The organism is Desulfoconvexum algidum (genome assembly GCF_055382125.1).
Window position 1 is genome coordinate 4,725,483 of the sequence record NZ_AP042394.1, and the last position, 21,994, is coordinate 4,747,476.

Here is a 21,994-nt window from a genome sequence, read left to right on the forward strand (position 1 = left end):
AAATAATTTTCCAGAAATAATTTTATTGTTTAAGCCTGTAATTGGTTTTTTCAAACACCTCCACCGTTTCCTGGCACAGGGTTTGTCTGCGGATGCGGCCCGCCTTAATTCTGGCTTTTTCAACACTTTCAGCGGGAATCTTATTCTTCAGGTACCAATCATCGGGATTGCCTAAAAATCGAATCAATGTAAGCTCCGCCTCCTGGGCGTTTTTGCAGGATTTAATTAAACGGGGGGTAAATGCAGGCCCATATTTTAACCGGGCAATTTCATCGGTCTGTTTTTGGGCATGTTTCCACAAATTATCCGGATCCAGCAGAATAATCGGTGCCAGGGGGTTTTCATGGATCTTCATGGAAGTGATGGTAATGGCCAGTTCTTCAGCGCTTCCATACCCGCCGGTATTGACAATGGGCAGGTTGCTCAGCTTCTGTATATGGTCCTGACGGGCCAGGCGCAACCCCTCCTTGTATTTAATCAACCCGTCACAGGTGGTCAAGGATGCCTGGTGTTCCCCTTCCAGGTCAATGGCAATGCCCACACTCATGATGTTATGCTGCCGGGCCAGATCATTGGCCTCTTTCATAAGCCCGGGACCGCCGCCGTGGACAATCCCCATTTCATACCCCAGCCGGATGGCCAGCCGGTTGATCAAATCGATGGTCAGACCATTGTCAGCTTCTTGTGTATGGGACCCGTAAAACGCCAGCCAATACCTGACCCGATCAAAGCGTTCCCTGTCATCTGGCTCCATGAAACAGCCATGGTAAAAACTGTATAATTTATCGGTATCAGAATCATAGCGTAAAAACTCACATCCGGAATGACCGGCATGGGTCAGTTTGATCATTTTCTTAATATAGTCATCCTCAAAGGAAGGGTTGTTCATATCAATCAAAAAGGTTCTCAAGCCGCTTCGCCTCAAGGCATCAATGACTTCAAGGGCAGGAAACTGCCTTCCGATAAAAACACGGGAATTAACCCCTCCCAGAACAGACAGCTTTTCCAGGGTCTCCTGGAATCTGTCCTCCTCACCCGCCGACGCCTGTGGCCTGGCTTTTCGATAGGTGCTTTCAAGCAAGGCATTCTTGATAATCTCAAGCTGGGCCTCCCCATTGGGATTTAAGGCCTGGGGAATCTGAACAAAATTTCCCTTGTTCAGAATCATGCCCAAAGAGGTTTTACCAATGGCGTTAAAGAGTGTGGAAACTTCCGCATTGGTCAAAAGATCACAGAGCCGATAGCCTTCCTTGACCTTATTTTTTTCCAGGGGAACCGTCAAAGGGTTCCGGGTTCTGAAAAACCGGATTCGAATCCGGATTTTGTCCAGGGCAATGGCCTTGGTACCAAAATGGTAAAGTTCCACCTGGCGATCCCTGAAGGTCCGAAAAGGGTCCAGTATCCAGGCAGGCAGATGCTCAATCTTTTCAGATATAGGTTCTGGCACTGAATCGATGATCCCGTAGATATCTCCCAGGGATATTTTGATGGCCCCCACAAACAATTCCCCAGGCTGTAACCGGCTGTTTTTAAGATCAAGAGGCATTCTGGAACGGATGCGACTCAAGGCGCTTCTGCCCTTTTTTATCACGGCATTGATACTGGAGGGATTCATGGCAGAAGGCTCAAAACAATATTGATAGGGTTCCAATTCCATGCTGATATAGTCACAGGTTTTGCCCGTTAAAGGATCTTGTTCCTGGCAGATTTCAAACCCTTCATAATAGCCCTTGCCAACCAATCGCCCCACAAAAAGCCGCTTATGAAGATAATGGCGGACATCCTGGATTCTCAACTCGGGATCCATCACCGCAAGGCGCCCTATTTCATCCCCTTTTTTAAACAGGTCCAGGGCAGCGCCCAGCAAAGGGTTTAAATTTTGGATCTGGCCTTCCAAAAAAATATCAGATGCCTCAATCCGTGGCAATTTATCCTGGGGAAATTGGGCTGTCTTGATGCCGATCTGGGCATTCCCGCTTCTTCCCGAGAAAATAAAAGGTTTGCCTTCCCTGAGGGCACCACAGATATAATCGGAGACAAAGGGAAATAAAAACTCTGCTCTTAAAAAGTTCTCCCTTTTTTTCCTGGGGTGAATCGCATTGATATGACCGTCCGGGCTTATGATCTGAGGTATTTCCATGGCAGCATCTTTCTTAAAGGATAAAAATCAAACAGGCCACACCTATCCGTATATTTTTGTACAAGGGTTATCTTAAGAACTTGCTTTTTTTGTTGTATCATAATCATCAAAAAGCAATGACAAATCTTCAAGGGAAAGACTTCTCACCTGATGGGGAAGCCATTTATATTTATCAATTAAATACCGGTAAACTGCATCCATACCCCGTAAATCTTCATACCCCTGGTCCTGTGCAATCTGATCGCCTAACCGTGAAAAAACAGCCTTCATTTCCCCTTCTGCGACAAATTTTCTTTCTGTTCTTTCCTGGTATTCTTCGTTGATATCTTTTCCCATTTTACCCTCCACATGATACAAAATGATTCAATATAGTATACAGCATAACCCAATCATTCATAAAATTTTATATCCCGCCCGCACAAAGGTCAACAAGAAAGGACTCTCCGGGAACGTTGTAACATTTCACAATCGGCGAGGACAAGGGCAGCCATGCTTTCTACTATGGGAACAGCTCTGGCAACCACACAGGGATCGTGGCGCCCTTTGGCTGTCAGAATAGCTTCTTTCCCTGAAAAATCTATGGTTTGCTGTTCCATACCGATTGTTGCGGGTGGTTTAAATGCAACTCGAATATGTATGGGTTCGCCATTTGATATCCCCCCCTGGACCCCCCCGCTGAAATTGGTCTTGGTGCCAATCCTGTTCTTTTTTAATACGAAGGGATCATTATGCTGGGATCCTTTCATTCGGGTACCGGCAAAACCTGAGCCTATTTCAAAGCCTTTTGTTGCAGGGATTGAAAGCATTGCCTGGGCCAGCATGGCCTCAAGTTTGAAAAAAACAGGTTCCCCAAGACCCGGCGGGATATTTCTGCAAATACAGGTGACCACTCCTCCCAGAGAATCCTTGGCATCCTTTGTTCGTTTAATAAGCGATTCCATGGCTGCGGCGGCTTGATAATCCGGGCAGCGAATGATTGTTTTGTCCACATCATTTCTTGAAATGCATTGCAAATCTGGCTCCTGGGATTCTATGTCTGCCACAGAGCTCACCCAGGCAACGATTTCAATTCCAGCGGTTTCCTTAAGAAATTTTTCTGCGATTGCACCGGCGCAGACTCTTCCAATGGTCTCTCTTGCCGAGGATCTGCCGCCGCCGCTAGATGCCCTGATACCATATTTTTTCTGGTAGGTATAATCTGCATGGGAAGGGCGGGGGATATCTGCCATTTCAGAATAGTCTGCCGGCCGATGGTCCTGGTTGGGAACAAACAAGGAGATCGGGGTTCCCAATGTCTTTCCGTTTTCGGTGCCAGATTGGATGGTGACCTGATCTTGTTCATCTCGATCTGTTGAAATCGAACTTTGACCCGGTCTTCTACGATCCAATTGGGGTTGAATATCTGATTCCAAAAGAGACATCCCGGGAATACATCCGTCAACGATTGCACCCACCCCGCTACAATGTGATTCCCCAAAAGTGGATACCCTGAACACCCTTCCGAATATACTTGACATGGCTCTCCTCAATGACTGATCTTAAAATAAAAATCGCCCCTAACCGTGGGGTTGCTTGATCATGGTAAGAATATTTTTGCCCTGGTGGCGTTCATAGATCACCTTGTCCATCATTTTTTTGGTCAGGAAGATACCCAGCCCACCGATCTGTCGATCATCAAGGGAGAGGCCCGTGTCAGGATCTGATCGTTCAAGGGGATCAAAGGCGGTACCATAATCCATAATCTGAATGACCAGGCCCTGCTGACTGTCCCATGAACAGCTCACTTCGATATTGCCTTTTTCCTGGTTTGGATAGGCATAACTGATAACATTTACCAATACCTCCTCCAGGGACAATTCCACGGGATACAATAATTTAGCATCCACGCCACAGGACGCAACAAAGCTTCGGACATGGGCCAGAAAAAATTCCAGATTCTCCAGACTTGCAGAAAGACTCAACGTTTTGTTCAAAGGACACGCCTTTGAAGCGCTCTATATTCCAAGGTTATCTACCCCATAATGATCTTGATTTTTATCCTTTTTTTTTATAGTTTATGGGAAAAGAAGTCAATGAAAACCTTGTGGAGAGCGTAAAAGGAGGAAGTATCCTGGCACCCCTGATGGAGAAAACTGACATTCTCAGATTCCAGGCAGCCCTAACAAACTGGCCCCGCCTTTTCACCCAATTTTCAAATATTGTTTCAGGCATTCATACCCCCCGATTCCATCGGGACCTGAATCAATGGGGAGATCAACTGGATAATCTCACCCGGAATCTTCTAAAAATCCAAGACCAATCCCATCGACAGTTAGGTCGACAGATAGGCATTGAAACCATCATGGAAATAATTTCATTTCTCAATGAACAGGTCACCTGCCAGATCATCCAGAATGCCATCAAACAGTTAGAAACGGTTGAACATATGACACCCCCCTGCCCTTTTTGCTGGATCAGCATGGGATCAGATGCCCGCCAGGAGCAGGTGGTGAGAACAGATCAGGACAATGGTCTGATCTATGCAGATCCTTCCCCTGAAAAGACCATGGAAACAGACCTATACTTTTTAGCCCTGGCAAAACGCGTTGTAACACACCTGGATCAATTCGGTTTCAAACGCTGTACCGGCGATGTCATGGCCATCAACTCCGTGTGGCGACGTTCTGTGGGCGGATGGCTTCACGCCCTGGATCAATGGGTGGGGTCAACTGAAGCCCGAGAACTGCGGCAGCTGACCATCCTCTTGGATTTCAGAGCGATTTACGGGGATAAACGCCTGGCACAAATGGTCCAGGTCCGGGTATTTGATCTATTTCATAAAAATACAAGTGTCAGCCACTTTTTGGCCCGGGATGACCAATTGTTTCCCTCCCCCAAAACCCTGTTTGGACGGATCCGAACCCAGCGAGGAAAAAGTGGCAAGGCCTATTTTAATCTCAAAACCAGGGGGTTGGTCCATTTAACCAATGGGGCAAGAATTCTGGCCTTAAACCATAGGATTCAAATTCCCTCCACCCTCAAACGGTTTCAATTACTGGGCGAAGAGCAGGTGTTACCCCCAGGGGAAACCCATCAATATGCCAAGGCATTCAAGCATTTGGCTCGATTAAAATTTACCAACCATTTAAGCCGCCGGGACAAACGAGACTTGCCAATTAATTGCATTGATGTTTCAACACTTAACCAGGATGATTCAAAGGGTTTTACCGATTCCCTGGATGCAGTTGCCCGCCTGCAAAAACGGATTCACAAAACCTATAACCAGGCCTGGATGAATTTTTTTAATTAGGAATATATTCAAAATGAAATTTTGCCTCAACAAACAAAATACCCCCAGCACACCACAACCAGGTGCAACCCCCTATCATTCCTATTTCAAACTTCTGGCCAAAATCAGCAAAAAAATCCATTCCAACACCGAGACCTTGGAAATTCTTGCCTGTATTGTGGAAAATATTGTCGATGTAATGTCTGCCAAGGGGTGTATCTACTGGATACTCAACCAACAAAAGCAGGTCATTGAAACCCAGGTTTTCCACGGATTTGATTATCAAAGCCTGTCCCGGGTGGACTATCCCACCCTGATGACCATCTTTGATAGAAAAAAAGACAACCCCATCTGCATCACCGATGCCAGGAATGATACCAGAATTCCGGATCTGGAACGCCTGGGAAAACACAAAATCTCTTCTGTCACCGGCATGTTTTTTGATATCACCGGCCCCTTGTCCGGACTTCTGGCCGTTTATTTCACAGGCCCCAGAACCCTTGCCCCCCATGAGTTAGAATTGTTAACCGCCCTGGGAGAACAAGGGGCCATTTCCCTGGAAAAGGCCATGGGATACGACCAAAAAACCCAAACCATGTACCAGCAGATTGTGGAAGGCTTTGCCCTGGCAATTGAAGCCAAGGATACGGTCACCCATGGCCACTCCCAACGCGTGGCCCGATTTTCCGAGCTGACAGCCCGAAAAATGGGTCTGGACGAAAAAAAGGTGAGACAGATCTTCCAGGCCGGTATTCTCCATGACATTGGAAAAATAGGGACCCAGAAGACGCTTCTGGAACGTCTGGGAAACTTGTCAAAAGAAGAGATGTCCACCATCCGGGAGCACCCTTGTCTGGGGGCAGATATTTTAAGGCCCCTCACCTTTTTTTGCGATATTGAACCCCTGGTGCGCAACCACCATGAACTGTTCAACGGCAGTGGGTATCCCGCGGGGAAAAAAGGGGAAGAAATTCCTTTGGGCGCAAGGATCATCACGGTGTGCGATGCCTTTGAAGTCATGATCACCGGCCGGCCCCACATCCCCAAGAAGGATCTATCCGCAGCACTCACCGCTCTTAAACAGGGAGTGGGAACCCGATTTGACCCGGAAGTGGTCCAGGCCTTTTTTAAAATGATCCAGGAAAACCCACGGGTTATAGATACCCGGGAGACCATTGCATCCTGTTTGGATATTCTCCAGCAAAACATGGTCCAACTGGCAGAACAGAATCAAATTGAAAAAAAACTGTCAAATCCCTTTCCCGGAAGCTTTTAGGAAACAAGGCCCCGGGTTTAAAGTCCAAGACCACCGGGATTCATGATGCCATTGGGATCCAGATGGGTCTTGATGGCCCGAAGAACCGCCATCTGTTCTCTTCCTAAATGACGCTCCATCCAGGGCGCCATCATTCTTCCCACCCCGTGGTGGTGGCTCAGTGATCCGCCGGCCGCCTCGATACTGTCAATGATGGACTGCTGATAGGTTCTAAATTCGGCCAGTTCCGGCATTTTAGTGATGAAAATAAAATAAAGGTTGGTGCCCTGGGCATAAAAATGGGAGGCATGGGTCATGCAAATAGTATTGCCATGGGGGTTGGCCTTGACCACCTCTCTCACCTTTCTATGCAAGGACGGCAGATTCTCCCAGGTGACCGAAGATTCCAATGTGTCAATAAGTATCCCATAATCATTCAAGGCATCCCGCATATAGGGATCAGAGAACCGCCCCTTATACCATTTTCGCATGGGATATCCGGTAAGAGAGAACCCCTGGTTTTTTTGACACCTCTTTTTTACCTGGCGCAATACAGTGGCAGCAAAGGAGCGTTCCCCCTCTGTCTGCCCCATCATCAGGCACCGCCGGCCCTTTTTCATGCCCTTAAGCCCCATAAATTTATCCAGGATCCCCCCTTCAAGTCCATACATCTGCATGGCCACATCGGTCTCTTCGGCATCGGATATCCGTAGGATAGCGGGCATGCCAAACCGGCCCTGGCTGATCTGCCGCCCTGCCGCAACAGCCGATTCAAATGAAGGGAACATGAAGGTGAACTGCCGGTTATTTTCCGGCAAATATTCAAACACTTTCATTGTCACTGATACCAGGACCCCAAAACAGCCCTCTGAACCCTTCATGATCTCATTTAATTTGGGGCCTGTGGCCGTGGCAGGGTAATCAAGGGTTTTAAAGCTGCCACTGGGGGTAACATATTCCTGGCTAATCACCAGATCCCCAGCATCTCCATAAAGGGATGAGGCCTGTCCCGACCCTAAAGTCACCACCCATCCGCCCACGGAGGAAAACTCAAAACTCTGGGGAAAATGACCGCCGGTATAGGATTTTTTTGCGGATAGTTTTTGGGGCGCATGGTTGAGCAGATCTTCATAAACAGGACCCATCATGCCCGGCTCCACGGAAATGGTCTGGTTGGTTTCGTTAAAGCAAATAAGTTTGTTCATGTGGGTGGAAAGGACCAGGGTCACCCCGCCCTTAGGACAGTCCAGGCCAAAGGTGACAGAACTGCCGCCGCCATAGACATGGACAGGGATCTTTTGACCATGGCAAAAACGGACAATGGAAACGACATCTTGTTTGTGCCGGGGATGAACCACCACATCGCAAATATCTTTTATCTGGCCCTGGCGAAGGCACATGATATCTTCCATGGCCTTTCCCTTGGTGTACTTAAGACGATCATAGGCGGCAATTGAAAGGTTTTCTTTGCCGACAATTTTTTCCAGATCTGCCAGGCTATCCTGGGACAAACTCAGGGGCAAGGACTCTTTTACGGCCTGGTTCCCTGTCTTCTCCATGGTTGTAAAATCGGTGTCACTTAAATTCAACGCCTGTTTGATCACCTCCAAAAAACCTTTACTGGGATTTTTAAAGGCCTGTTTGTCACCCCATTTCAAGATGGACCGAAAGGAGTTTTTTTGGGGAGCAGTTTCAAGCCATTGGGGAGTAAAATCAACATTTTTTTTCATCTTTTCGGGTATCCTGTAATTTTTTGAATTTGTGAATATAAGGGAGCCAGGGCCTTGTACATTTTCTGGTAAACCTGGGTGTACAATTGCCTGTAAATGATGACATTTTTCGGGTCTGGTTCAAAAACCGTTTTTACCCGAACCATATTGGCGACGGCCTCGTCAATCCCGGCATAAAGGCCCAGACCCTTTGCCGTGAGAATGGCAGCCCCCAAGCCAGAGGTTTCGTGGGTTTCTCCCTTGACCATGGGCAGGTTAAAAATATCGGCGGTGATTTTACAAATCTCATCGCTCTGGGATGCCCCGCCGGAAACCGCCGCCTTTTCAACCAGTGTCTTACCCCGTTTTTGAATCATTTCCATGCCTTCGTAAAGGGCAAATCCAAGGCCTTCAATCACCGCCCGATACACATGATCCTTGGTGTGGACATCCCCGAATCCGATCATGGCGCCCTTGGCGTCAGGGTGGTCCAGGCCGGGGCCCCAATAGGGTTGAACCACAAGCCCCATGGCACCGGGGCTTGTCCGTTCAAGGCATTGGTTCAAAACTTCCTCGGCAGCAATTCCCAATTTATGCGCCTCTTGTACTTCCTTGTGGGCAAATTCCTGCTTAAACCAGGAAATCATCCAGAACCCCCTGAAAATCTCTACCTCTGGGTTATAATATCCCGGCACAGGCGACGGATAGGGGGGCATGAACGGAATTGTTTCAAAATAGCGTTTAGAGGTGGTCTGGACCGTGGCCGTGGTGCCAAAGCTTAAGGAAACCATTCGCTGATGGATGACCCCGGCACCCAGGGTTTCGCATCCCTTGTCAGAACCGCAGGCAATCACCGGGATTCCAGGCGGTAAGCCCGTCAGATTTTCAGCCGCCCTTGTTAGGGTCCCAATGGGATCCCCCGGCTGAATCAATAGGGGTAATTTTTCAAACTCAATGGGAAAGACCCGGCGGGCCAAGGCCCATTTTCCGGCCCATTTTTGCCGTTTATAATCAAAGGGCAAATGACCGATCTGACTGGCGGCTGAATCGGCAAACACACCGGTGAGGCGATGGTTTAAAAAACCGGATACCTGGAGGTATTTATGGGTTTTTTCCCATATTCCCGGCTGATTCTGGCGTATCCAATTGCCCTTGGCCTGGGTCTGGATGTCCATGAGTTTTTTTTCAAGGCCCACTAGCTTAATCCCTAAATTCAAAGGCCCCTTTGCCCCAAAAACAGGGCGTGCCGTTCTCTGGTCCAGCCAAATAATCGCCGGCCGCAGCACACGACCTGTCTTGTCCACATTGATCATGCTGGCCCGCTGGGAGGTTACCCCCACCCCGGCAATGGCGGCAAAGAGACTAGGGTATTTCTTTTTCAGTCCCTGGCAGGCTGCGACCAGACTCGTCCAATAGATGTCCGGGTCCTGTTCTGCCCAGCCAGGCTCCGGGCTGACATAGGGGGTGTAGGACACCTGCTCCCGGGCCAACAGCACCCCGTCTTCGGCAAAAACAAGGGCCCGAAGACTTTGGGTGCCGCAATCAATTGCCAGAATCGTTTTTGTTTCCATGGCCATCCTTCCTTGGGTTTAGCGTATGTGTTTATAAATTTATTCAATTTTTTAAACAATTTATTCTGGAAGTTTTATTTTCCGGCCCGGCGGGGCATAGGCCTCCTGCCACACGCGTTCATAGGCCTTTTTTTCCCGGGTCCATCGTGCTTCATCCCAATGGAGAAAGGGCTGGATCCTTGCCTGGATCTCAGCCATTATATTCATACCTCCATGGGGTAAAAAAAGGCCGATGCGCACCCGCCGGAGCAAAAGGTCTGACAGGTGACGGATCTGTTCGTGGCGGGCACCGTGGCAAAGCTCGGCCCACAACGTCTGGGTATTGCCAATGGGAGTAAAGTCCTCTTCACGGCAAATATCAGCCATGTCCGAAACCCTGGCACCATATCGTCCCCAAAGGCGCAAAATTACTTTGGGAGATAGTCTGCCTTGTCCAAGACCCGGCACAAATTTTGTTGCCCCCCCATCTTTTAGACCTGTTTCCAACCCTGGTGCGGCTCCCGATACTTCCCCGGGGCCGGGCTTGTTTTTAGGATACCTGGGCAAATATTTTTGTGCCGCCTTCATGGCATCCCCCGCCAGAAGCTGGAAGGTGGTCAGCTTGCCCCCGGTGACAGTGATAAGCCCGCCCTCCTTCCAGACCACATGTTCCCGGGACTCCTTGGAGGCAGCAACCTTTTTTTTACTCAGTATGGGTCTTACGCCGGCAATTGAGGCAATACAATCATCCAGACACACCTTAAGGTCGGGCAGGATATGGGCCAACCCCGCCATTAAATATTGGGCTTCCGCCATGGTGATACAGGGCTCTTTTGTGACATCTCCTCGATGGTCCACATCCGTTGTCCCAAGGAATAGACAGCCCTCCCAGGGAAACAAAAATACCGCCCGGTTGTCTTGTGGATGGATAAAACTGATCACCCGGTCCATGGGGTATAATTCCCCTGGAAATATCAAATGGCTCCCCCTTAAGGGGCGGATGTGAAAGCCTTTCACCGGCGATGGATGAAGGGTTTCAGCAAAAGCACCCGTGGCATTTATTACCACCGGGGTCTTGACCAGACGATTGTGCCCGGTATCAGCGTCCTTTAAATGAACCCCGACCACATCCCCCCTGGCATTACGTTCAATGGCGGTTGCGCGGGTATAATTACGGGCATGCCCGCCTTGATCGCAACCATCAAAGATCAACCGGAGCACCAACCTGGCATCATCCACCTGGGCATCTTTAAACCCCACACCAGACAAAAGGCCTGTTTGGCGCACCTTTGGCACTCGCCCAAGAATTTGATCCCTGGAAAAAATTTCATGCTGTTTTTCCCCGGCCATGAGGCTGTAGAGGGACAATCCAAACTTCATGGCTCCCATGGAGGGCCCATGGCCGTCATAGAGGGGCATGATAAAATTTAAAGGGTCCACCAGGCCCGGGTACACAGACAAGAGCCGCTGCCGTTCCCTGACAGCTGACCTTGTCAATAAAAATTTTCCCTCTTTAAGGTAGCGCAACCCCCCGTGGACCATCTTTGAGGATCGGCTCGAGGTGCCCCAGGCAAAATCATTTGCCTCCACCAGCAATGGGAAAAATCCTCGCTGGACTGCCGCATGAAAAACACCGGCGCCGGTGACACCGCCCCCCACAATGACCAGGTCATAGTTTTTTTCAATGGACATCTTATCTTTTCTCATCAGATCTCCTGCCAAAATATCTGGGCCCGGGCCATTGTTCGTTCCACAAGCCCTCGGATCAAGGCCTCTTTATCTTGAAGGGCCAGCCCCAAAGCCCCATAATATTCCAGGGACATTTTCCGGGCCATTTGATGGGTAAAATACAATTGCCCCAGCCGATGATAGACAGGTGCAAAATCGTTAAACATCATTCCCAGCACCGGATTTTGGGTAATTTTTACCATGAGCATCTGAAGCCCCCAATCATAATCGGCAAAGGTTTTAGCATCCATATCAAGGGTAGCCCTGGACCCCAAAAAGTCTTGAATCCCAACCGGATCCTTTTCCGCCGCCTTTTGGGCCACCCCCGGAAAAATAAGGGTCCGGGCCTCCAGGAGATGGGCGATCATATCCGCTGAAAGATGATGGTTAAACCGGGACAGGGTATTTAATACCCCCAGTCCTCCCGAAGCCAGATAATCATTCACCCGGGTGGACTTGCCATGGACAATGGTGACCCAACCTTCCTTTGACATCCGCTGGAGGGTTTCCCGCAGGGTGGGACGCGTCACTCCCAGAAACTTGGCAAGAACCCTTTCCGCCGGCAGGAGATCCCCGGGTCCGTAGCGCCCCTCTAAAATGGCTTCCAACAATTGGGTTTCGGCAAACTGGGCCGGTTTTACAGGTTTTTGAACCCCCTCAAATTTTGGCATTGGTATCCTATATAAAATTTTTTTTAACTTCTGGTAAGAGGTCATACCAGTTGAAATATTTAAAGTCAATGCCGCCTGAAAATTCTTGCTAAAACCGGTATATAATCGTAACAAATCACACTATTATATTTACGAATCCAATCCATTGCGATACTATCCGGCATACGCTTTAAATACCAGACCCACGAATACGACAAAATCACTTTTTTATGCACCCAAGGAACAACCCCACATAATGAATAAAATAAAAACGCTTATTTATACGCTGACAACTCCCAGGCACCTTACTCCCCGGGACGGAATCCATTTCTGGCAGGAAAAAGTCCTTTTGAACCTGCTTCTGGTCAGTGTGGTGCTGGGATTTATTACCTGGGTCCCCAGCGTGGCCCTATCCATAAGAGAAAAATTATGGATTGTCGCTGTCGCAGACACCCTGTTTTTCTGCATTATTCTGGGACTTTTTCTTAAGCCCGACATTTCCTATACCTTCAGGGCCATGAGTATCTCGGTGATTTCCTATTGCCTGGGAATGATCCTGATTCTCACCCTGGGACCCTTTGGTGCAGGCCCGGTCTGGCTATTTTTTGTCCCTATCCTGACCGGAGTGCTGCTGGGATCCAGATCCGCTTCCTGGGCACTGGTTATCAATGGGGTCACCATTGCCGGAATCGGTATCTTAATCCAGCTCAATCTCACGGATCTTCTATCCCAATTTAACGTTAAGGCCTGGCACCTATCCACACACAACTCGGGGGAAAAATGGGTGGTCATCTGTTTAAATTTCATGCTGTTGAACATCCTTGCCACCCTGTCGGTTACCACCATATTAAACGGTCTTCACTCTTCATTGCAAAACCTGGCTATCTCGGACAAAAAACACCGCCAAATATTTGAAAATATTCTGGATGTCTATTTTGAAACCACCCTGGATGGCATCATCCTCGAGGTCAGCCCTTCGGTGAACCAAGTTTCCGGCTATTCCCAAAAAGAACTGAAAGGACAGTCCCTTGACACAATTTACCACCTCTCCGACAAAAGAAAAAAAATCGTGGAACGGTTGATTGCCACAGGTCATATCCATGACCATGAGATTTGCCTCCCCCATAAAGGCGGACAAATTCAAACCTTCTCTGTCAATGCCAAGCTCATTCGGGATGAAACCAAAAATCAAGAAAGGATCATTGGTATTCTCAGGGATATTACAGATCAAAAAGCAATGGTAAAAAAGGAAAAAGATCTGGAGGAACGCCTGAACCGGTCCCGGAAAATGGAAGCCCTGGGACTGCTGGCCGGAGGGGTGGCCCATGATCTCAACAATGTTTTGTCCGGCATTGTCACCTATCCGGAACTTCTTTTAATGGATCTACCCAAAGAAAGCCCCATGGCCGATTCCCTCGGGATCATCCAGTCATCTGGACTCCGGGCCGCAAAAATTGTCCAGGACCTTTTGACCCTGTCAAGGCGAGGGGTGATTACCCGGAAAGTGGTCGATCTCAATGAGATTGTTGAACAATTTTTAAGAACACCGGAATATGAAAAAATTCTTTCCTTTCATCCCCATGTTAGTGTGGAAACAAATCTATCTGCAGGGTTTCCCTTCTTAAAAGGGTCTGCTGTCCACCTTCAAAAAACCATCATGAATCTTATATCCAATGCGGCCGAGGCCCAGCCTGACGGCGGAACCATCCGAATTTCAACGGCCAACCGTCACCTGGACAAACCCGTGAGGGGATATGAGAGGGTCCATCCAGGGGACTATGTCGTTCTCTCAGTTAAAGACCTGGGCACGGGAATTGACCCCGAGGACATAAACCGTATTTTTGAACCTTTTTTCACCAAAAAAGTAATGGGACGAAGCGGCACAGGACTTGGCATGGCCGTTGTCTGGGGAACCGTCCAGGATCATAACGCCTATATTGATGTTGTATCCCAGAAAGATTCAGGAACCCGGTTCGACCTGTATTTCCCCGCAACCAATGACAAAATTGAATCCCCCCCGGATGGAACCCACCGGGAGGCACTCATGGGAAACAAGGAAATGATACTCATTGTTGATGATGTGGCGGGCCAACGACAGATTGCAAAGAGTCTCCTGGAAAGACTTGGATACCAAGCCGTGTCTGTTGCCAGCGGAGAAGCGGCAATCCAATACCTGGAATCAAACCAAGCCGATCTTTTGCTTCTGGATATGATCATGGACCCCGGTATTGACGGCCTTGAAACCTTTCGCCGAATCCGTCAGTTCAAACCGGACCAGAAAGCCATCATCGCCAGTGGTTTTTCCCAAAGCGATCAGGTACAAAAGACACTTGCACTGGGGGCGGGTCAGTATATAAAAAAACCCTATACCATAGAAAAAATCGGGTTGGCAGTCCAGAAAGAGTTGGCCCGTGTGTAAATATTTCGGTCAAATATCATAGATATGAAGGATAAGGTTCCCCCGGGTCAGCACACCTGTCAGCTGGTTTTGTTCAACCACCGGCAGGAGTCCGTCATCGGACAGATTCATTAAATCAAGCGCTTTCCTGGCAGTTTCCCCCGGTGCCGCGGTCATCACCCGGGGCTTCATGAATCCTTTTACCGATGCATCCATGCGGGCTGATTTTTCAGCCTTGGCAAAGCTTTGGGCAGACAAACTGCCCAGAAATTGCCCATGGTCACAGACCAGGACACCCTTTAATTTTTCTTCGACCATGACCTTGCGGGCCTGGGCCATGGTCAGGGAGGATTCCACCATAAACCGCCTGGGATCCGACATAAGGTCCTGTACACAGATTTCCTTTTGGCTGGCATCCTGAATCAATTGCTCAACCTTTGCCACAATTGTTTCAAGTTCCATCCCCTTAACCACGGCAGAACCGGCTGCCGGGTGCCCCCCGCCCCCCAGCGCCCTTACAACGGCTCCCACATCAATGCTCTGGGCATTGGCCCTGGCAATGACCATGGATTTATTCCGGTCGGTGAGAAAAATACCAATGACTGCATCCAGTCCCTTAAATTCCCTGTATTTGCTCACCAGAGAGGCCAGCATGGTCAGACCGCTTTTTACCGGCTGGGCACAGATACCAATTTTAAGCCCCTCCATCTCAATGATTCGGGCGTTTGCCAGCATATCAGAAAAAACCTGGGAATGGGAATCGTCAATGGTGTCTGCAAGATAGGCAGTAACAATGTTCAAATCCGCCCCATTCTCCAGCAAAAACGCCGTCATCCTGGCATCTCTGTGGGTTGCCGAGGAAAAGGTAAGGCAACCGGTATCGTCATAAATTCCCAATAGAAACAAGGTGGCCTGCATGGGGGTAACCGGTGTATCCCGACGCTGGATTTCCTCGAGCAGCAGGGTAATCGTGGCCCCCACCTCTTCCCGGAATTCTGGATGTCCGTGGATGGTCACTCCTTCCATGTGATGGTCCCAACAAATGATCTCAAGATTTTCTCTGGCGGCAAGCCCCTCCATGCGGTCCAGGCGTTTCCAGTTATTGGTATCCACCACAATCAGGGAGGATACCTTTTCAATATCCAGTTCCTTCCGGGGTTGGATGCGGTAAAGATCCTGGTGAATGGCAAGAAAGGCCTTGACCCCGGGCATGATATGGGATGGCAAAATAGCAATGGTCCCCGGATACAAACAGGTACAGGCCACCATGGAGGCCAGGGCGTCGAAGTCGGTGTTGGTATGGCTGGTCACAATTTGCATCTGGGTCTCCTTAATTGGATCACACTTGCTTCACCCCAAGGGGAATCATTTTTCTCCATACCATGAAAAAAAAACAAATTCAATTCCCTTGAATTTCCAACACTACTTTACAAAACCTGACCCGATACTTATATTAGCCCATAAATTAAACGTAATTTTAACCAAAATAAAATGGAGTACCACCAGTGAAACAAATCATTGTACTTGCCACAACCAACCGAGGAAAGACAAAAGAATTCAGAGAATTACTCAAGGATTTTCCCATTGAGATTAAAGACCTAAGCGATTTTGGCCCCATCCCCGAAATAATCGAAGATGGTGAAACCTTTGACGACAATGCCTATAAAAAAGCATCTTTCACGGCAAAGGTGCTGGGTTTTCCTGCCATGGCAGATGATTCCGGCCTCTGTGTGGAAGCCCTTGACGGCGCTCCAGGTGTCTATTCCGCCCGGTATGCAGGAGAAAACGCCACGGATGCCCAGAATGTGGCCAAATTGTTGGACGCATTAAAGGACGAAGAAAACCGGAAGGCCGCCTTTGAATGTGTCATTTCCATTGCCGTGCCCACAGGGACGGCCCTGACCTATGAGAGCCGGTGTGAAGGAGTTCTTACCCGAGAACCTGTCGGTGAGAATGGATTCGGATATGATCCCCTGTTTTTTTTCCCCGAGCTTAACAAAACCTTTGCCCAGCTTTCCATTGCAGAAAAAGGGGACATCAGCCACAGGGGCAAGGCATTAAAGGAAGTGGCCCATGAAATGAACAAAATAATAGAATGGCTGGAAATGAGTATGCCCCAATTTGACCGCACCCCCTGTAAAGGATAAGGCCATGGAATCTTTTCGAGAACTGGTCAAAGAAAACCGGTCGTGCAGACGGTTTGACAATGGGTATAAAATTGAGCCCCAAACCCTGGAAGAGCTGGTAGACCTGGCCCGGCACTGTGCCTCTGCCGGCAATAAACAGCCCTTGAAATATATTCTTTCCACCAGTGAACAAACGAACAATGAGATTTTTTCCTGCCTGGGATGGGCCGCTTATTTAACCGACTGGAAAGGACCCAAAAAAGAGGAACAACCAACGGCCTATATTGTGGTCATGGGGGACAAAACTGTGGCAGACAAATTCTGGTGCGACCATGGAATTGCCGCCCAGACCATTCTTTTGGGTGCCAGGGCCCAGGGACTTGCCGGCTGTATGTTCGGGTCCATTCATATCAAACGTCTGGTCAATTTTCTTAACATTGATGACCACTTGGAAATCAAACTGGTCATTGCCCTTGGCAAACCCGTTGAAACCGTAAAAATAGACGCGGTGAATGACAGCGGCGATATCCGATACTTCAGGGATGAAAACCAGGTTCACCATGTCCCCAAAAGGAAGCTGTCTGACCTTATTGTCAGCACCTGGTAACCCATGAAGATTTTGTTTGTAAATCCTGCCTGTCTGGACAAAAGAATCACAGGTGAAGACGCAGGGGTTGTTCCCATTGGCCTTTATTACATGGCAGCCCTCCTGCTCGACAAAGGATTTGACGCCCGCATTCTCAATCTGGCCCCCTTAAGCTCAGGCAAGAAGACACTCCAGACCTTTAAGGAAATGATTGAAAAGGAAAAACCGGATCTCATCGGGTTTTCCGTGACCAACCCCACAAGAATTAATGCCGTTGCCTGTGCAAAGGAAGCCAGGAAGCTTCTGCCCCAAACCTGTATCGTGTTTGGCGGACCTGCCCCCACCTTTATGCCGGGTCATCTCTTCACGGTGTGCCCCCAGGTTGATATCATGGTGAAAGGAGAAGGTGAGGCCACAATTTTATCCCTGGTACAGGCCCTGGCAAAAGCCCGGCCAATAAAAAACGGCCCTGTAAAAGGATCCTTTTTCAAAGAAATTAAGGGGATTGCCTTTTGGGAAAACGGCCGAATGATTGAGACAGGACCGGCTGATCCGGTTCAGGACCTGGATTCTCTGGTCCACCCCTCCGCCTATTTTGTCTACCAGCACCTGTCCATGTCCCGGGGGTGTCCGGGGAAGTGCACCTTTTGCGGTTCCCCAAAATTCTGGGGAAACGATAAAATCAGGCGCCATTCTGCCCTTTGGTTTGCCGAAGAACTCCTGGCCCTGGCCCAAAAGGGAGTCACCCATTTCTATATCTCCGATGATACTTTTACCATGGACCGGGAACGGGTGATTGAGTTCTGTAAAATTCTTATTGATGCCGCCCCTCATATCACCTGGAATGCCATCTCCCGGGTGGACTATATTGACAAAGAGCTGCTGTTCTGGATGCGCCGGGCTGGCTGCCTTCAAATCAGTTTCGGGGTGGAATCGGGTTCCCAGAAGATCAAGAAAATCTTAGGCAAACCCGTCGCCAACGAGGCGTGTATTAAAGCGTTTTCCCTGACCCGATCCCATGGGATCCTGCCCCGGGCCTATTTTATCTACGGCTCTCCCGGAGAAACCGATGAAACCATCCAGGCAAGCTGCGAGCTTATGATGCAACTCAAACCCTTGGCCACGGTATTTTATATGCTGGTGGTTTTCCCCGGCACCCACCTCTATGACCATGCCCGGAAGCGAGGCCTGGTCACCGATGAGATCTGGCAGCAACCCATCGAAGACCTGCCCTGGTTTGAACTGGATGATACCCTTGATCTCCCCCGAGTTTGTGCTTTTGGAGACAGGCTCAGAAAAACTTTTTCTGAAAATCTTCCCCAATTTGCCCAGGAAATTGACCTGGTGGATGAAAAAGCCCTCTACCCCTTCCACGCAGATTTTCTATCCAGACTTGCCATGACCTTTTCCCATGGGGAATACGCACAAGATCCCCAGGCAAACCAGACAGATCAGGCAAATCGGACAAAAGAGATCGATAAAGTTGCGGAACACCTTTTCACAAGGGCCCTGTCCTATTCACCCCACCCCAGGGCCTTCATGGGAATTGCCCTGCTGCTTCAGAAACAAAAAAATTTTAGCCAGGCAACGAGCCGCCTTGCACGAGGACTTGACCATTTTCCCGGCAACAAGGACCTAAGCGTGTGCATGGGGGTATGCCTCATGAACCAGGCACAATTTAAAGAGGCCCTGCCCTTTTTTACCCCTTTTCGCAAGGAACCGGGCATGGACCATTATATCAATATTTGTAACACCAGATTAACACCCCCTAGGAGCAAACACCATGAACAATAAGAACCAATTGGCCAATTTAGAACAACGGGCCATAAAACTTTCCGCCCAGCGCCAGGTAATTTTGACAAGTCAGTCAGAAACAGCTCTGGACATGATTCTTGAGGCACCGTCTCCTGCCACCCTGGTCCAGTCCTTTCCAGACCAGGATCTTTATTTTCTCATGCACAAAATCGGCGGAGAAGATTTTTTGCCCATACTGGCCATGGCCACCTCTGCCCAATGGGAATATATACTGGACGTGGAAGTGTGGGACGATGATAGATTGGATATCCACACCATGACCCAGGCCTTTGACCTGCTGTTCCAGGCAGACCCCAAGCGTCTGCTTCGCTGGATCATCAAAGAAAAACCGGATTATTTCGAATTTTATCTCTTTAAAAACATGACCATCTTTATCCGGGAGCATGATGAATGGACCCCGGAGGATTTTGATGATTATGTCACCCTTGATGATAAATTCTATTTCAGGTTTCCCCACAAGACAGATCCGGACATGCCGAGCGACGGGTCAGAAGAAATGGATAAAGTGCTTGCCCAGACAGCACCGGAACTCATTGAGAAAATGATGCGATCCCTGGCGGAGATGGACCTGTCTGTGTTCCACGGCCTGATGCTGGAAACCTGTGCCGTGCTGACGGCTGAAACCGAAGAAGAGCAGTTCCGGCTCAAAAACATTCGCCTGGCGGAAAAGGGATTTTTACCCAGCCATGAGGCCATTGGCATTTACCAGCCGACGGATGTGGCATCCCTTAGAACGAGACCTTCAAAGATCAGATCTCAAGCGACCTTTGACCCGGAGTTGCCCCTGCCCCCCCAGCTGTTTACCCAGTTTATTGAGGGAGACACTCTTTTTGTCAGAGCCCTGACCCTTTTAGACCCGGAGTTTATGCTCCCCCTTCAATCGGAAATTGCGGCCCTGAGCAATAAAATCATTTCAGCAGACAGGATCAAAATCAAAAATCCCGACGACATTAAAAAAATTATTCAAAAGGCCACGGCTTACCTGAGCCTGGGGATTGAAATCATTATAAAAGGCGAGCCGACAATTGAAGCAGCCCGGGATACCCTTCTGAAATATTTTCTTGAAGATATTTTCCGAACCGGTTCACGGGCAGGGATCCAGCTTAAAACCCGTGCCAGAAAATGGTATGAAACAAGTTTTATGAAGGAAAAGAACCTGCCCTTGAGTTTTCTGACAGAAGATTATCTCGGGGTGATCGGGGGGATTCTCCTGGACCGCCCCATGTTCTATGATAATTACCAAAAAGGAGAATTGTACCGGCATTTTACACGTCTCGCCGATATCAACGCAACAGACACTATATTAAACCAGATCATCCACCTGGACAAGATACTGGGGCAACTGCCCTTAGATATCGATTCCTTTACCTATGGGCTCCTCACCTATAAAAGTTTAATCTTGACCCTCTGGGCCAGGAACAGGCTCGGTCTGGACAAAGGCTTCGAATGCAGCTTGAACCCCATTGAGCCAAAGGTGTTCAAACCTTTTTTTGCCGCCCTTTTTTCCTCGGATACCCCGGGAAAAATTGATGATCTCAAGGCCCATGATCTGGCCCTTTGGGTGTCAGAAGCCCTTAATATTTCTGGGAATAAAGATGAAGAAAACCTGCCCGAACCTTTCTTGAAAGTATTGTCCAATCTCATAGAGGAAATTGGAGAAGAATACGGCAATGTTAGCCAAGGCCAAATGGATCCCCGGTTTATACCCCATTTCCTGCTGGCACCGGAACCCCTGAAATAACAAATCATACCCCTTGGGAAAAATACTCCCAAGGGGCCGGGTGAATATAGCTTGCGGCAATGCTTATCCGCTAAACACCACAGAGGTATCAATGGGAACACGATCTGTCCGGGTCGTGTTTCTATGATAATATTATATTTTCAAGCTATTTTCTTGGCCCGACAAGAATCCTAAGAAATGGTAGTTCCGAAAATAACAATATCATGAATCCGCCCATGTCCAAATTCGTCGAACCTAACTTCATATTCCGGGATTGCGCGATAAAAACTTACTGCTCTACCCAACGCCTCAGATTATCGGTTATACTATTGATATGCAATCAAGTGACCTGATAAACACAGACTTTGCATTGGGAACCTTCCTGTTCAATATAATTTGCGGTGTCAGCTTTTATACACTTCCATCGCCCCTCTTTTTCAAGAACATTCATCTTAAGATGGTATTGATCTTCTTCCCAGGCTATCTCGCGTACAGTAAAGCATATGTATCCACCAGGTTTTGTGACTCTAAGCAACTCGTTAAACGCTATCGGCCCTACATGTGCGCAGGTGAATGTTCCAACACTAATAACAGCGTCGTACTGATTGTCTGGGATATTCAGTGAGGAGGTTAAATCTGCTTGGGTGAGGTTTCGGTAGACCTTTTTTTCCTCCGCTTTTTTCAGCATTTTTTGGGAGTAGTCTAAGCCATCTATATTCTGGTATCCTTTTTTGCTAAGAAGTGCACCAACCAGACCAGTCCCACATCCGGCATCAAGAATGGTAACCTGGTTGTCATGTAAGTGACATTGAAATTCGTTAACGGTAATTGTCGGAGCGACGTAGCCCATTTCGTTGATTAGATCGTGGTCATAGGCATCTGCCCACTCACTGTATGTTTCTCTCAGTTCGTCCTTGTTGGTTGCGTTTAACACTCGGTCGAGAATTTTCTTGCGATTATCCATAATCAATTTTCCTAAAGAATAGTAATGGTTAAAAGAAGATAGCTGGTATTATAGATCAGTTCAAACTGATCAGTGGTTTGATACC

17 protein-coding genes are annotated in these 21,994 nt (G+C 48.5%); 7 read left to right on the forward strand and 10 right to left on the reverse strand.

What is annotated here, in order from left to right:
• Positions 1–22: 22 nt before the first annotated feature.
• From ACZ45G_RS21475 to ACZ45G_RS21490, 4 genes are all read right to left on the reverse strand, one after another.
• On the reverse strand, positions 23–2,140 hold the full coding sequence (locus tag ACZ45G_RS21475) for an LOG family protein (protein ID WP_464172551.1): 2,118 nt from the start codon (positions 2,138–2,140) through the stop codon (positions 23–25).
• Positions 2,141–2,212: 72 nt separating this feature from the next.
• Positions 2,213–2,476, reverse strand: coding sequence for a hypothetical protein (locus tag ACZ45G_RS21480; RefSeq protein WP_464172552.1), 264 nt, complete (start codon positions 2,474–2,476; stop codon positions 2,213–2,215).
• An 89-nt stretch (positions 2,477–2,565) separates the two neighbouring features.
• Entirely contained in the window at positions 2,566–3,657 is a 1,092-nt protein-coding gene (gene aroC / locus ACZ45G_RS21485) for a chorismate synthase (protein WP_464172553.1), read from the reverse strand.
• 39 nt (positions 3,658–3,696) lie between these two features.
• Positions 3,697–4,113, reverse strand: coding sequence for an ATP-binding protein (locus tag ACZ45G_RS21490; RefSeq protein WP_464172554.1), 417 nt, complete (start codon positions 4,111–4,113; stop codon positions 3,697–3,699).
• A gap of 110 nt (positions 4,114–4,223) precedes the next feature.
• On the opposite strand from ACZ45G_RS21490, the gene ACZ45G_RS21495 reads away from it, so the two are divergent.
• Together ACZ45G_RS21495 and ACZ45G_RS21500 are read left to right on the forward strand one after the other, a co-directional pair.
• Positions 4,224–5,429: a DUF294 nucleotidyltransferase-like domain-containing protein gene (locus ACZ45G_RS21495; RefSeq protein WP_464172555.1), complete on the forward strand. Its 1,206-nt coding sequence runs from the start codon at positions 4,224–4,226 to the stop codon at positions 5,427–5,429.
• A 13-nt stretch (positions 5,430–5,442) separates the two neighbouring features.
• Positions 5,443–6,684, forward strand: coding sequence for an HD domain-containing phosphohydrolase (locus ACZ45G_RS21500; protein WP_464172556.1), 1,242 nt, complete (start codon positions 5,443–5,445; stop codon positions 6,682–6,684).
• Between the two features lie 17 nt (positions 6,685–6,701).
• On the opposite strand, the gene ACZ45G_RS21505 is transcribed toward ACZ45G_RS21500, so the two are convergent.
• The 4 genes from ACZ45G_RS21505 to ACZ45G_RS21520 are packed head-to-tail and all read right to left on the reverse strand — an operon-like array spanning position 6,702 to position 12,321.
• Complete coding sequence (locus ACZ45G_RS21505; RefSeq protein ID WP_464172557.1) at positions 6,702–8,393, reverse strand: FAD-binding oxidoreductase; 1,692 nt, start codon at positions 8,391–8,393, stop codon at positions 6,702–6,704.
• Positions 8,390–9,943, reverse strand: coding sequence for an FGGY-family carbohydrate kinase (locus ACZ45G_RS21510; protein ID WP_464172558.1), 1,554 nt, complete (start codon positions 9,941–9,943; stop codon positions 8,390–8,392). The genes ACZ45G_RS21505 and ACZ45G_RS21510 overlap by 4 nt, the downstream gene beginning before the upstream one ends.
• Before the next feature lie 60 nt (positions 9,944–10,003).
• On the reverse strand, positions 10,004–11,629 hold the full coding sequence (locus ACZ45G_RS21515) for a glycerol-3-phosphate dehydrogenase/oxidase (RefSeq protein WP_464172559.1): 1,626 nt from the start codon (positions 11,627–11,629) through the stop codon (positions 10,004–10,006).
• Positions 11,629–12,321, reverse strand: a complete 693-nt coding sequence (locus ACZ45G_RS21520; protein ID WP_464172560.1) for a GntR family transcriptional regulator — start codon at positions 12,319–12,321, stop codon at positions 11,629–11,631. Before ACZ45G_RS21520 ends, ACZ45G_RS21515 begins: the two co-directional genes overlap by 1 nt.
• Positions 12,322–12,556: 235 nt before the next feature.
• Here ACZ45G_RS21520 and ACZ45G_RS21525 point away from each other — a divergent pair, with 235 nt between their 5' ends.
• Positions 12,557–14,719, forward strand: coding sequence for a hybrid sensor histidine kinase/response regulator (locus tag ACZ45G_RS21525; protein ID WP_464172561.1), 2,163 nt, complete (start codon positions 12,557–12,559; stop codon positions 14,717–14,719).
• 9 nt (positions 14,720–14,728) lie between these two features.
• Here ACZ45G_RS21525 and ACZ45G_RS21530 read toward each other — a convergent pair whose 3' ends face one another.
• Positions 14,729–16,018 carry a CBS domain-containing protein gene (locus ACZ45G_RS21530; protein WP_464172562.1) on the reverse strand — a complete coding sequence of 430 codons (1,290 nt, stop codon included), beginning with the start codon at positions 16,016–16,018 and terminating at the stop codon, positions 14,729–14,731.
• A 185-nt stretch (positions 16,019–16,203) separates the two neighbouring features.
• On the opposite strand from ACZ45G_RS21530, the gene ACZ45G_RS21535 reads away from it, so the two are divergent.
• Genes ACZ45G_RS21535 through ACZ45G_RS21550 form a run of 4 tightly spaced genes read left to right on the forward strand, consistent with a single transcriptional unit; the run spans position 16,204 to position 20,966 of the window.
• Positions 16,204–16,845: an XTP/dITP diphosphatase gene (locus ACZ45G_RS21535; protein WP_464172563.1), complete on the forward strand. Its 642-nt coding sequence runs from the start codon at positions 16,204–16,206 to the stop codon at positions 16,843–16,845.
• 4 nt (positions 16,846–16,849) lie between these two features.
• Complete coding sequence (locus ACZ45G_RS21540) at positions 16,850–17,431, forward strand: nitroreductase family protein (RefSeq protein WP_464172564.1); 582 nt, start codon at positions 16,850–16,852, stop codon at positions 17,429–17,431.
• A 3-nt stretch (positions 17,432–17,434) separates the two neighbouring features.
• Positions 17,435–19,204 carry a B12-binding domain-containing radical SAM protein gene (locus tag ACZ45G_RS21545; protein ID WP_464172565.1) on the forward strand — a complete coding sequence of 590 codons (1,770 nt, stop codon included), beginning with the start codon at positions 17,435–17,437 and terminating at the stop codon, positions 19,202–19,204.
• Positions 19,194–20,966: a DUF6178 family protein gene (locus ACZ45G_RS21550; protein WP_464172566.1), complete on the forward strand. Its 1,773-nt coding sequence runs from the start codon at positions 19,194–19,196 to the stop codon at positions 20,964–20,966. The genes ACZ45G_RS21545 and ACZ45G_RS21550 overlap by 11 nt, the downstream gene beginning before the upstream one ends.
• A gap of 319 nt (positions 20,967–21,285) precedes the next feature.
• Here ACZ45G_RS21550 and ACZ45G_RS21555 read toward each other — a convergent pair whose 3' ends face one another.
• The gene (locus ACZ45G_RS21555) at positions 21,286–21,909 is read right to left on the reverse strand and encodes a class I SAM-dependent DNA methyltransferase (protein WP_464172567.1); all 624 of its coding nucleotides are present in this window, start codon (positions 21,907–21,909) and stop codon (positions 21,286–21,288) included.
• Positions 21,910–21,994 lie beyond the last annotated feature (85 nt).

Bases quoted from the DNA above. Each gene is read 5' to 3' on its own strand.
- ACZ45G_RS21475 (WP_464172551.1), bottom strand. From the start codon at position 2,140: ATGGAAATACCTCAGATCATAAGCCCGGACGGTCATATCAATGCGATT.
- ACZ45G_RS21480 (WP_464172552.1), bottom strand. From the start codon at position 2,476: ATGGGAAAAGATATCAACGAAGAATACCAGGAAAGAACAGAAAGAAAA.
- aroC (WP_464172553.1), bottom strand. From the start codon at position 3,657: ATGTCAAGTATATTCGGAAGGGTGTTCAGGGTATCCACTTTTGGGGAA.
- ACZ45G_RS21500 (WP_464172556.1), top strand. From the start codon at position 5,443: ATGAAATTTTGCCTCAACAAACAAAATACCCCCAGCACACCACAACCA.
- ACZ45G_RS21505 (WP_464172557.1), bottom strand. From the start codon at position 8,393: ATGAAAAAAAATGTTGATTTTACTCCCCAATGGCTTGAAACTGCTCCC.
- ACZ45G_RS21510 (WP_464172558.1), bottom strand. From the start codon at position 9,943: ATGGAAACAAAAACGATTCTGGCAATTGATTGCGGCACCCAAAGTCTT.
- ACZ45G_RS21515 (WP_464172559.1), bottom strand. From the start codon at position 11,629: ATGAGAAAAGATAAGATGTCCATTGAAAAAAACTATGACCTGGTCATT.
- ACZ45G_RS21520 (WP_464172560.1), bottom strand. From the start codon at position 12,321: ATGCCAAAATTTGAGGGGGTTCAAAAACCTGTAAAACCGGCCCAGTTT.
- ACZ45G_RS21525 (WP_464172561.1), top strand. From the start codon at position 12,557: ATGAATAAAATAAAAACGCTTATTTATACGCTGACAACTCCCAGGCAC.
- ACZ45G_RS21530 (WP_464172562.1), bottom strand. From the start codon at position 16,018: ATGCAAATTGTGACCAGCCATACCAACACCGACTTCGACGCCCTGGCC.
- ACZ45G_RS21540 (WP_464172564.1), top strand. From the start codon at position 16,850: ATGGAATCTTTTCGAGAACTGGTCAAAGAAAACCGGTCGTGCAGACGG.
- ACZ45G_RS21545 (WP_464172565.1), top strand. From the start codon at position 17,435: ATGAAGATTTTGTTTGTAAATCCTGCCTGTCTGGACAAAAGAATCACA.
- ACZ45G_RS21550 (WP_464172566.1), top strand. From the start codon at position 19,194: ATGAACAATAAGAACCAATTGGCCAATTTAGAACAACGGGCCATAAAA.
- ACZ45G_RS21555 (WP_464172567.1), bottom strand. From the start codon at position 21,909: ATGGATAATCGCAAGAAAATTCTCGACCGAGTGTTAAACGCAACCAAC.